Here is a 10,882-nt window from a genome sequence, read left to right on the forward strand (position 1 = left end):
ACCCCCAGACCGTCAGCACACTCGGGCTTCGGGGTGCCCCACGCACACCCGCCTGCAATGTCGCCGCCAGGCGACGAGCAGAAGACGAGCCGCCCCAGAAACCAGACAATCGCCCGCAAGGGTGCGCCCCGCCACTCCACCGAGCATCCCGCCCCGCATCCGGCAATACTCGACACCGTGACCAGCCCGAACCTCCACTTCCTGGGCCACGCGACCACCCGCGTGGAACTAGCCGGCCAGGTCGCCCTCACCGACCCAGTCCTCACCCGCTGGATCGGCCCCCTCACCCGCGTGGTCCCGAAGCCGGACGTCTCCGCCTGGACCGCGGTGGACATCGTCCTGATCTCCCACCTCCACGGCGACCATCTCCACCTCCCCTCCTTGAAACTCCTCGGCAAAGCCACCAGAATCGTCGTCCCGAAAGGCGCGGGCTCCTGGCTGGCGAAACAAGGCTTCACCGCCGTAGAAGAAATCGCCCCCGGCGAAACCGTCACCTCCGGCCCGCTGACCATCACCGCCACCGAAGCGGTCCACTCCGGCCACCGCTGGGGCCCCCGCCTCACCCACGGCCCGCAAAGCCCAGCCCTGGGCCACCTCATAGAGGCCGGCAACCAGCGGATCTACTCCGCCGGGGACACCGACCTCTTCCCCGGCATGGCCGACCTGGGCCCAGTAGACGTAGCCCTCCTCCCGGTCTGGGGCTGGGGCCCGAACCTCGGCCCCGGCCACCTGACCCCGGAACGAGCCGCCGAAGCCGCCGCCCTGCTGCAGGCCCGTACGGCGGTCCCGGTCCACTGGGGCACCCTCGCCCTCCCCGGCATCCACCGGACCGCCAAGATGCGCCAGCTCCTCGTGGAACCCCCGCGCACCTTCGCGCACCACGTCCGCTGCAAGGGCCTGGAGACCGAGGTCCTGCACACCCGCCCCGGTGCCGACGTCCTGCTCCCAACCCGCGAGGAGCGCGGGTGAATTGGACTGACCCGTCAGCGATCGGCTACCCGGCGCTGTTCGGCGGAGTGCTGCTCGGCTCCGTGATCCCGATCGTCCCGACCGGCGCGGTCGTCGGCGCGGCGGCCGCGGTCGCGATGACCACCGACCACCTCTCGCTCCCGCTCGTGCTCCTGCTGGCGGTCGCGGGCGCGTACCTGGGCGACGTGATCACCTTCGCCGTCCCCCGATTCGGCAGTGAACCACTGCTGCGCTTCGTAGAGCGACGCCAGCAGGCCGAACGCCTCGCGAAAGGACGTGAGCAGTTCGCGAGACGCGGCTGGCAGCTCGTGGTGATCGGCCGCCTGGTCCCGGCCGGGCGCATCCCGGTGCTGCTCGCCGCGGGCACGCTCGGCTACCCGTGGCGCAAGTTCCTGCCGTCCGGTCTGCTGGCCTGTGTGCTGTGGGCGGTGGCGTACTCGCTGCTGGGCATCCTCAGCGGCGGCATCTTCGACTCGCCGCTGATCGCGACGCTGCTCGCCACCGTCCTGGTGCTGCTGGTCACCGCGGTGACCACGCTGATCTCGAAGAAACGAGCGGCCCACCAGACGGAAGGACATCGATGAGCACACCTGCCCCGGCGAAGGGCCGGTTGTTGCGCGGCGGCCGGGTCGTCGCGCGGGTCCTGCTGGTCTGGGTGGCGGTCACCGGCGCGCTGCGGCTGCTCGACGCGTGGCTCGACGGGTTCACGATGCAGTCGTGGTGGCAGCCGACGGTGTGCGCGCTGATCCTCGGGCTGCTCGTCTCGGTGGTGTGGCCGCTCGTGGTGCGAGTGGCGTGGCCGATCGCGTACTTCACCCTCGGCGTCGGCACCTACCTCCTGCTCAGCGCCGCCGCGCTGGCGATCCTGCAGGCTGTGCCCGGCGTTGAGCTGCACGGCTTTTCGACGGCAGTCATCATCACCGTCGCGATGTCCGCCGTGGGCGCGGTGATCTCCAGCGTGCTGGCCGTCGACGAGGACGAGATCTTCTTCCGCCGCGCCGCTCGCCGCCGGCGGAAAGCGCAGCACGGCACCGATTTCGCCGACCAGCCGCCCGGTGTGGTTTTCCTGCAGATCGACGGGCTCGGTTACGACACCGTCCGCCGCGCCATCCGCGACGGTGACATGCCGACCTTCGCGAAGTGGCTGTCCGAGGGCACGCATTCGCTCACCCGCTGGCACACCGACTGGAGTTCGCAGACCGGCGCGAGCGTCTGCGGGATCCTGCACGGTTCGAACCACGACATCCTCGGTTTCCGCTGGTACGAAAAGGATCACGACCACGTCATGGCGTGCGCGCATCCGTCCGACGCGGCCGAGATCGAGCGGCGGCACAGCGACGGACGCGGCCTGCTGTCGATCGACGGCGCGAGCCACGGCAACCTGTTCTCCGGCGACGCCCCGCACGTCAGCCTGACCATGAGTTCGGTGCCGGTGCTCACGCCGCGCAAGCGTCGCCGGGACCGGGTCGGCGCCGGGTATCGCGCTTACTTCGCCAACCCGGCCAACGTGTTGCGCACCTTCGGCGTCGCGCTCGCCGACGTCGTCCGCGAACTGTCCGCGGCGGCGAAGCAACGCCGCGCTGGCGTGCTGCCGCGGATCCCGCGCGGCGGCATCTACCCGCTCGCCCGGCCGGGCACGACGGTGATCGCGCGCGACGTCGTGGTGTCCGCGATCATCGGCGACCTGCTCGCCGGTCGGCCGGTGGTGTACGCCGATTTCCTCGGCTACGACGAGGTCGCGCACCACTCCGGCATCGAACGGTTCGACACGCTGGAGGTGCTGCGGTCGATCGACCAGCAGTTCGCGCGGCTGCTGCGGGCCAGCCGGCTCGCGCCGCGGAAGTACCACCTCGTCGGGCTGTCGGATCACGGGCAAACCCAAGGTCAGGCGTTCGTCGACCGGTTCGGGGAGACGATCGAGGCGCTCATCGGACGGCTCTGCGGCGGTGAACCCGTTGCCGACCAAGGAAAGCGTCGGCAGGCGGAAAGCTGGCAGGTCAACGCCGCACTCGCCGAGGCGAGCGCGGGCGGTGGTTTGATCGCCCGCCGGTTGCGGGCCCGGGTCGAAGGCGCGGAAGGGGCCGAGAACCGGCCACGCACCGCCGCTGGCTCGCCAGGACAAGTCGCGCGGGTGGCGCCCGGGGTCGTCGTGGTGGTGTCCGGGCATCTGGCGATGGTGTCGTTCACCGAACACGAGGGCCGGGTCGAGCTGGAGACGATCGAACGCGAGTACCCGGACCTGCTGCCGACGCTCGTCGACCACGACGGCGTCGGGTTCCTGCTGGTCCGGAGCCGCGAGTTCGGTCCGGTCGTGCTGGGCCGGGACGGGTTGAAGCGACTCGCCACCGGCGTCGTCATCGGCGAGGACCCGCTGGCCGACTACGGTCCGTACGCCGCGGAACTGGTCCAGCGCGTCGACAGTTTCCCGCATTGCGCGGACATCATGATCAACAGCCGGTACGACCCGGATTCCGACCAGTCCTCGCCGTTCGAGCGGCACGTCGGCTCGCACGGCGCGCTGGGCGGACCTCAGCAGCGGGGCTTCCTGCTGTATCCGCGAGAATTCCCCGCACCCGGCGAACCCGTCGGCGCGGAAGCCGTGCACCGCGTGTTCCGCGACTGGCTCACCTTCCTCGGCCACCCGGAACCCGGTGCGGCCGAAGAGAAAACCGCTGTTGTCCCCTCGGAGGTAGTGTCATGAGCAACCCGATCGTCTATGGCGCGAGCTGGTGCCCGGACGTCAAACGCAGCCGCGCGCTGCTCGACGCGAAAGGCGTCGAGTACGACTACGTGGACGTCGAGGCCGACCCCGCCGCCGAGGCCCGCGTACGCGAACTGCAGGACGGCGCTCGCCGCATCCCGACCATCGTCTTCGCGGACGGGAGCCACCTCGTCGAGCCGAGCGACGACGAACTGAACGCGCACCTGTCGCGGTGACCCCGCTGACCGAACTCCCGCTGGGCACGCGGGTGGTCGTGCGCTACCGGATCGAGGGCGGATTCACCGACGCCCTCGGTCCGTTGCGCGCCCGCGACGCCGACACCTGCACCGTCGAAACCAAGCGCGGCCTAGTCGTCGTCCCGCTGGCCGCGGTGGTCGCTGCCAAACCGGTGCCGCCGGCGCCGCAGCGGAAATCGAGTGGCCCGGCTGAGCCGAATTTGTGACGATCACCGGATGCGCTCCTTCGACGAACTGGTGGACGAGGCCGCGTCGGTGTCCGTCGACGGCTGGGATTTCTCCTGGCTCGACGGCCGCGCCAGCGAGCAGCGGCCGTCGTGGGGGTATCAGCGGCTGCTCGGCGAACGGCTGCGGAACATTCAGTCCGTTGTAGACATTCAAACCGGCGGTGGCGAGGTGCTGGCCGGTGTCCCCGTGCTGCCGCCGCTGACCGTCGCCACCGAATCGTGGCCGCCGAACCTCGAGAAGGCCGCCGCGTTGCTGGAACCGCGCGGCGCGACGGTCGTCGCGGACACGGACGAGCCGCCGCTTCCGTTTCAGGACAACGTGTTCGAGATGGTCGTGAGTCGTCATCCGGTCACCGTGTGGTGGGACGAGATCGCGCGTGTTCTCCAACCTGGCGGGAGTTATCTGTCGCAGCAGGTCGGGCCGTGGAGTGTGTTCGAACTGGTCGAGTACTTCCTCAGGCCGCAGCCGCCGGAAGTGCGCGACAGTCGGCATCCGGACCGCGCGAAAGCCGAAGCGGAGCAGGCCGGGCTTGAAGTGGTGGATCTGCGTTTCGAAGAACTGCGCACTGAGTTCCACGACATCGGTGCGGTGATTTACTTCCTGCGCAAGGTGATCTGGATGGTGCCGGGGTTTACGGTGGACGAATATCTGCCTCGATTACATGAGCTGCACGAGGAACTGCGGAACGGCCCGTTCGTCGCGACGACTACGCGGTACCTGATCGAGGCGCGGAAGCGATAGCCGCCTCGATGCCGTCCGCCAGCACCGCCACCCCAGCCTCGAAGCTCAGCCGTGCTTCATGCTCCAAATAGGACACTCCAGCAGGCGGCGGCGGTGAACTCTCCTCACCGAGCCGGGCGACATTCGGGTACCGCTCAGCCAGATCCGGGGCCAGCTCGCCGAGCGCCGACGTCCGCGCCCGCCACCAGTCCTCATCGGACAGTCCGGTTTCCTTCAGAGCCAGCCGCGATTCAGCGGCGACCTGCACTGCGCCGCGGACCACGTTGAGCAGCGCGCCCACCAGCCGTCGCACCTGACCGGCGGGCAGTCCGGTCGAGAACAACACTCGCAGCACGGTCTCCTGCATCCGGAACTCCCCCGGACCCAGCACCGGCCGCGCGTAGGACACCTGCAGCAGCCACGGATGTCGGAGGTGGAACTCCCACAGGTCGCCGGCCAGCTGAAGCAAAGCCGGACGCCAGCCGCCGGACAGGTCGTGGTCGTCGCGGAGATCGCCGAACACCTGGTCGCACATCAAGTCGATCAGCTCGGTCTTGCTCGGCACATACGTGTACAGCGCCATCGCCGTGCGCCCGAGCCGCTCTCCGACCGCGCGCATCGACAGCGCGGACATGCCTTCGGCGTCGGCGAGCTCGATCGCGGCGTCCACGATGAGGTCCACGCTCAGTGCGGGTTTCGGCCCCGGCGCACTGCGGGGTCCACTGCCCGCGCGCCACAGCAGCTCCATCGAACGGCGGGCGTCGCCCTGCCCCGCGAACACGACCACCGGCGACCCCTTTCCCCTTACAGGATAAAGGACCGCCGGGGTCGCTGCCTCAGCCGTCCACCTCGATCGCGAGCGCCGGACAGAGCTGCGCCGCTTCCTTCGCCTGCGCGTGGAGTTCCTCGGGCGGGTTTTCCCGCAGCAGCACCACGATCCCGTCCTCGTCGCGCTGGTCGAACACCTCGGGTGCGACGAGCACGCACTGTCCGGCTCCGACGCAGCGGATTTGGTCCACGACCACCTTCATCTCGCGACTCCTTTCACCAGGTCACGGGGAGTTCGTGCACCCCGTAGACCGCCATGTCGTGCTTGAACTTCAGCTCCTCCAGCGGCTTCGCGAGCCGGAGCGTCGGGATCCGCCGGTAGAGGGTCCGGTAGACCACCTGCAGTTCGACCCGCGCGAGCGGCTGGCCGAGGCACTGGTGCACGCCGTAGCCGAACGCGACGTGGTGGCGCGCCTTGCGAGTCACGTCGAGCTTGTCCGGCTCCGGGAATTGCGTCTCGTCGCGGTTGGCGATGTCCGTGGCCGCGACCAGGCCCTCGCCCTTCCGCACGGTCTGCCCGCCGATCTCCAAGTCTTCGAGCGCGACGCGGCGCCGTCCGGAGTGGACGATCGTCAAGTACCGCAGCAGCTCCTCGACCGCGTTGGCCAGCAAGGCGTCGTCGCCGTCGCGGACCGCGGCGAGCTGGTCCGGGTTCTCCAGCAACGCGACCGTGCCGAGCGCGATCATGTTCGCGGTGGTCTCGTGCCCGGCGACGAGCAGCAGCTGGCCCATCGAAGCGACTTCCTCGACGGTCATCGCGCCGGTGGCGACCTGCCCGGTCGCGAGGCGGCTGAGCACGTCGTCGGCCGGGTCGTCGATCTTCTTTTCCACCAGCCGCGCGAGGTAGTCGAGCAGTTCCTCGGCCGCGGCGAGCGACTGCTCCGCGGTCGCCTCCCGCGAGACCAGGACCTTGCTGCAGCGGTGGAAGAAATCACGGTCGGCGTAGGGCACGCCGAGCAGCTCGCAGATCACCAGCGACGGCACCGGCAGCGCGAACGCCTGCACGAGGTCGGCGGGTTTCGGACCGGCCAGCAGATCGTCCAGCAACTCGTCGACGATCCGCTGGATCCGCGGCCGCATCCCCTGGATCTTCTTCACCATGAAATCGCCGGTGAGCAGCCGGCGCTGGGCAGCGTGCTCGGGGTCGTCCATGCCGATGAAGGATTTGAACCGGCTGCGTCGCGCCTTGATCCCGGGCGTCTGCGCTGGATAACCGGCGCGGTCGGGATCGGCGCTCACACGCGGGTCGGTGAGCAGTGCCCGGACGTCTTCGTAGCGGGTGAACAGCCACGGTTCGCTGCCGTCCCAGATCCGCACGCGCGACACCGGCTCGTCGTGCAGCCTGCGGCCGAGTTCGGGCGGCGGATCGAACGGGCAGCGCCCGCGAGACATCGGGAACTGCTCTACGGGCCGGACGTCGGCCATCACAGCCTCCTGAAAAGTCACCAAACGATCGTTCGGATACTTACCGAACACATGTTAGGAGATCTGGTGAACAACTGACCAGACCCGGGTTCCAAGATCACCGGGATGGCCGTGCACGACCGTCCGAAAGCGGGAGAAAACGCCCGTGGCTCAGGCGAAAATGAGCGACAGCAACTCGTCGGCGAAGCTCACCACGGCGTCCTCGCCCGGCCGCCTGCCGGACGAGTGGAACAGCGCGACGCGGCCGTGCGCGCCGACGAACGCGATCACCCCGGCCCGGTCGGCGGGCACCCGGAGCGCGACGCCGGACTCGGCGCAGCGGGCGAAGGCGGCGCTGATCCGGTCGATGAGATCGATCGTCGGACCGTGCGGCCGGACCCCGGGAGCGATGCGGCTGGCCCCGTTGGCGGTCATCAGCCGGTAGTGACCGGGGTTGTCCATCGCGAACCGGCAGTACGCGTGCAGCAGCGCGCGCACCCGGCCCACCGAATCCTCGGCGGGAACCCGGGACTCGGCGGCTTCCATCGCGAGCCGCAGCCTGCCGAACTCGTGCTCGGCCAGTCCGGTGACGAGCGCGGCCCGGTCGCTGAAGTGCTGGTAGATGCTGGCCGGGGCGATGCCGACGGCGCGGGCGACCCCGCGGATGGTGAGCGCGTCCTCGCCGTCGAGTTCCGACAGGAGCCTGCTGGCCGCGGCGAGGATTTCCCCGCGCAGCCGTTCGCCCTCGCCCCAGCGGTTGCGCGTGCGGGCCTGGACTTCTTCGGACACCTGCCCATTGTTACCGCTCGCGTTGCCCTCGGCCGCTCCGGCCCGCCGCGGATGTCGATCGTTTCGTCGTCCGTCCGCCATCCGGGGTTCACCAACTGGGCGAGGGGGATCGATAGCGTTCGCCGGTGGACGATCAGGGGTGGCTGGACGACTTCCAGCGGCGGATTGACGAAATGCAGGCGAAGAGCGTTGCCCTGCAGGAGACGCTGAGCACCGCCGAGGGCCGCGCGAAATCGGGCGACGGGCTGGTGTCGGTTTCGGTCGCCCCGAACGGCGCGCTCAAGGACCTGGAGATCGACGACCGCGCTCTGCGGCACGGCGGCGCCCGGCTCACCGCCTTGATCATGGACGCCTACGGGAAGGCCCAGCGCCAGGTGTCGCGCGACGTCATCGACGCGTTCGCGCCGATCGCCGGTGACAGCGAGATGATGAACGTGGTCAAGTCGTACCTGCCGGAGCCCGAGGAAGAGCCGGAACCTCCGGCCGAGCCGCCGCGGCCCGAAACGCCTGCCCGGTACTCGGGACCTCCGCCGGGCAGCACCACTCCGCCGGGCAGCGCGTCCTTCGGACGCCCGATGCCCCCGCCGGGCGGCGCGACGCACAGCCGTCCGCCGATGCCGCCTCCGGGCGACACTCCGCCGCCGCCCCCGGCCGCGCCCGAACCGCCGCGGCCGACGTCCGGCCCGCACCGCCGGCGCGCCGCGGGCGAGGACGACGACGAGATGCAGCCGTGGTGACCGGACTGTCAACCCGTCGTTAGTGCTGGGAAATCACCAGTTTCCGGACCGTACGAAAGAGGGGTCACATTCCGGGAGCTTCTGCCTACTTTGGGTTGAGCGCGCGCAAACCCGGCAAACTCCCCACCTCCCCAGGAGCTTTCTATGTCTAGGAAGTTCGTGCTGTCCGGCGCGATCGCGCTCGCTGTGGCCGCCGCGCCGCTCGCGGGCGGCGTCGCGGGCGGCGTCGCGGTCGCCGCGCCAGCTCCGTCCGCCGCCGCCACGGTCTACTACTCGACTTCAGGCGCGCCGTCGTTCCGGGCCGCGATCAACGCGGGCGCGGCGAACTGGAACCGCGCGGTGACCAATGTGAAGCTGGTCGAGCGTTCGTCCGGGGCCTCGCTGCGGTACGTCGAGGGCAACGACCCGCGCGGGTCCTACGCGCAGACCGACGGCCACGGCAACGGCACCATCTTCATCGACTACACCCAGGCCCGCCAATACGACAACACGCGGATCACCGCGCACGAGACCGGCCACGTGCTCGGCCTGCCGGACCACTACTCGGGCCCGTGCTCCGAACTGATGTCGGGCGGCGGCCCCGGCCCGTCGTGCCACAACGCCAACCCGAACTCCCAGGAAGCGTCCCGGGTGCAGCAGCTGTGGGCCAACGGAATCCGCGCCGCGGCCGGTCCGCAGCAGCGGATTTACGAAAAGATGCCCGTCGGCTGAGACCGATGAGCGAGCGGCGGCCGGGTACGTCCCGGTCGCCGCTTCGCTGTCAAGGCTGTCGGGTCGGAAAGCGCCGTTCGGACCATGGTTGAGGTCGGAATCCGCCTTATCTCGCTGAGACAGGAATGCCCGCCGTCCCCCGGTGGTTGGCTTGCCTTCAGACGAAGGGGAGGCATTCATGGCGGAAATTGTTCTGGTGCACGGTGCTTGGAGCGACGGGTCGGCGTGGCTGGACGTGATTCCCGCGCTGCACCGGCAGGGACACCGGGTCCGCGCGGCACACCTGCCGATGACCTCGCTCGCCGACGACATCGCCGAAGTCCGCCGGGAGGTAACTACCTTCAGCGGCCCGGTCGTGCTGGCTGCCCACTCCTACGGCGGCGCGGTGATTTCCGGTGCAGCGAAAGATAATCCGCAGGTCAGCGCTCTGACTTACTTCGCGGCGTATGTCCCCGACGAAGGCGAGACTGTGCCCTCGATGAACGCCCTCTTCCCGGGCGCTCCCGGAAAAGACGTCGTGATGTCGCACGAGAACGGCTGGTCGTCCCTCGACCCGGATCGCTTCCATTACGCCCTCGCCGCCGACGTTGCTTCCGATCGAGCGGCCGCGCTGGCCGCAGTGCAACGACGCGCCCGCGCCGAGTGCTTCCTCGCACCGGCGGGTCCTGGCGCCTGGCGCGATCTGCCGACCGGCTACGCGGTGTCCACAGAGGACCGGATCCTCAACCCGGACCTGCAACGCTGGTTCGCCGAGCGGGCTGGAGCGGACTGTGTCGAGTTGTCGGCCAGCCATTACTCACTGCTCTCCCAGCCGGAGGCGGTGGCCACGATGATCGACAAGATCGCGGCTCGCAGCGAGTAGCGGCTATTTGCCCGCCACGGCCGCGAGCACCGCGAAATCCGCCGCCCGCATCGGTTGTGCGTGCCCGGGGCGCGGACTGCGCGGTTCCCAGACCACGTCGACCGGCACCGACCTCAGCCCGAGCCGCAGCGCGACGGCGATCCGGTGGTTGCCGTCGAGCGTGCCGAAGTCCTCGCAGAACCCGAGCCGCAACGGCGTCCGGATGCCGTGCCGCGCGATGTCCTCGGCGAGGGCGTCGAGATGCCGCGGGGTGTCCACGAGTGCGGAGCCCACCTTTTCCCGATCCACCGCCCGGTACCGGGCCACCAGCGCGACAGGCAGTTCAACCGGCATACGCTCATCCTGGCACGGAGGAAATTCAGTTGCGCAGTCCCATTCGGACGACCGAGTATTCCCCCCATGACCACCGAACCCGCCCGCCGTGCCCCGTCCCGTTGCCTTGCTCTGCACGGCAAGCAGCAGACGGCGCAGGAAGGGACTAGCCAGGCCGCGCGATGAGCGCCGAGCTGGTCGCAGGGCTTGTCGCGGGGTACGGGATCGCCATGCCGGTCGGGGCGATCGGCGTTTACCTGGTCGAACTCACCGCTCGCACGTCGTGGCGGGGGGGGGGGGGGCGGGGGGGGGGGGGGGGGGGGGGCGCGGGGGGGGGCGCCCCCCCCCCGCCCCCCCCCCCCCC

14 protein-coding genes are annotated in these 10,882 nt (G+C 69.8%); 9 read left to right on the forward strand and 5 right to left on the reverse strand.

Annotated features, from left to right (window positions below; genetic code table 11):
- Window positions 1–177 precede the first annotated feature (177 nt).
- Genes H5411_RS44290 through H5411_RS44315 form a run of 6 tightly spaced genes read left to right on the forward strand, consistent with a single transcriptional unit; the run spans window position 178 to window position 4,896 of the window.
- Window positions 178–969, forward strand: a complete 792-nt coding sequence (locus H5411_RS44290; RefSeq protein WP_183127690.1) for an MBL fold metallo-hydrolase — start codon at window positions 178–180, stop codon at window positions 967–969.
- On the forward strand, window positions 966–1,553 hold the full coding sequence (locus H5411_RS44295) for a DedA family protein (protein WP_101435565.1): 588 nt from the start codon (window positions 966–968) through the stop codon (window positions 1,551–1,553). Before H5411_RS44290 ends, H5411_RS44295 begins: the two co-directional genes overlap by 4 nt.
- Window positions 1,550–3,670 (forward strand): phage holin family protein, encoded by a 2,121-nt coding sequence (locus H5411_RS44300; protein ID WP_183127692.1) that lies wholly within the window; start codon window positions 1,550–1,552, stop codon window positions 3,668–3,670. Before H5411_RS44295 ends, H5411_RS44300 begins: the two co-directional genes overlap by 4 nt.
- Complete coding sequence (locus H5411_RS44305; protein WP_101435567.1) at window positions 3,667–3,906, forward strand: glutaredoxin family protein; 240 nt, start codon at window positions 3,667–3,669, stop codon at window positions 3,904–3,906. Before H5411_RS44300 ends, H5411_RS44305 begins: the two co-directional genes overlap by 4 nt.
- Window positions 3,903–4,133, forward strand: a complete 231-nt coding sequence (locus tag H5411_RS44310) for a putative acetyltransferase (protein WP_183127693.1) — start codon at window positions 3,903–3,905, stop codon at window positions 4,131–4,133. Before H5411_RS44305 ends, H5411_RS44310 begins: the two co-directional genes overlap by 4 nt.
- 10 nt (window positions 4,134–4,143) lie before the next feature.
- Complete coding sequence (locus H5411_RS44315) at window positions 4,144–4,896, forward strand: methyltransferase domain-containing protein (RefSeq protein ID WP_183127696.1); 753 nt, start codon at window positions 4,144–4,146, stop codon at window positions 4,894–4,896.
- Here the strand turns inward: H5411_RS44315 and H5411_RS44320 are convergent.
- The 4 genes from H5411_RS44320 to H5411_RS44335 form a co-directional block, all read right to left on the reverse strand.
- Window positions 4,862–5,662 (reverse strand): TetR/AcrR family transcriptional regulator, encoded by an 801-nt coding sequence (locus H5411_RS44320; RefSeq protein ID WP_183127698.1) that lies wholly within the window; start codon window positions 5,660–5,662, stop codon window positions 4,862–4,864. The genes H5411_RS44315 and H5411_RS44320 overlap by 35 nt on opposite strands.
- A 49-nt stretch (window positions 5,663–5,711) precedes the next feature.
- A complete protein-coding gene (locus tag H5411_RS44325; protein WP_101435571.1) occupies window positions 5,712–5,906 on the reverse strand; it encodes a ferredoxin in 195 nt (64 codons plus the stop codon).
- A gap of 13 nt (window positions 5,907–5,919) precedes the next feature.
- Window positions 5,920–7,128, reverse strand: a complete 1,209-nt coding sequence (locus H5411_RS44330) for a cytochrome P450 (protein ID WP_101435572.1) — start codon at window positions 7,126–7,128, stop codon at window positions 5,920–5,922.
- Between the two features lie 150 nt (window positions 7,129–7,278).
- Window positions 7,279–7,896, reverse strand: coding sequence for a TetR/AcrR family transcriptional regulator (locus H5411_RS44335; RefSeq protein ID WP_101435573.1), 618 nt, complete (start codon window positions 7,894–7,896; stop codon window positions 7,279–7,281).
- 125 nt (window positions 7,897–8,021) lie between these two features.
- Between H5411_RS44335 and H5411_RS48720 the strand changes: the two genes are divergently transcribed.
- The 3 genes from H5411_RS48720 to H5411_RS44350 all read left to right on the forward strand — a co-directional run bounded on the left by H5411_RS48720 (window position 8,022) and on the right by H5411_RS44350 (window position 10,206).
- Window positions 8,022–8,633, forward strand: coding sequence for a YbaB/EbfC family nucleoid-associated protein (locus H5411_RS48720; RefSeq protein WP_183127700.1), 612 nt, complete (start codon window positions 8,022–8,024; stop codon window positions 8,631–8,633).
- Between the two features lie 144 nt (window positions 8,634–8,777).
- On the forward strand, window positions 8,778–9,344 hold the full coding sequence (locus H5411_RS44345) for a snapalysin family zinc-dependent metalloprotease (protein ID WP_101435575.1): 567 nt from the start codon (window positions 8,778–8,780) through the stop codon (window positions 9,342–9,344).
- Window positions 9,345–9,522: 178 nt separating this feature from the next.
- On the forward strand, window positions 9,523–10,206 hold the full coding sequence (locus H5411_RS44350) for an alpha/beta fold hydrolase (RefSeq protein WP_183127702.1): 684 nt from the start codon (window positions 9,523–9,525) through the stop codon (window positions 10,204–10,206).
- A 3-nt stretch (window positions 10,207–10,209) separates the two neighbouring features.
- Here H5411_RS44350 and H5411_RS44355 read toward each other — a convergent pair whose 3' ends face one another.
- Entirely contained in the window at window positions 10,210–10,539 is a 330-nt protein-coding gene (locus tag H5411_RS44355; protein WP_183127704.1) for a ParB N-terminal domain-containing protein, read from the reverse strand.
- Between the last annotated feature and the right edge of the window lie 343 nt (window positions 10,540–10,882).

The organism is Amycolatopsis echigonensis (assembly GCF_014174495.1).
GTDB classification, from domain to species: Bacteria; Actinomycetota; Actinomycetes; order Mycobacteriales; family Pseudonocardiaceae; genus Amycolatopsis; species Amycolatopsis echigonensis.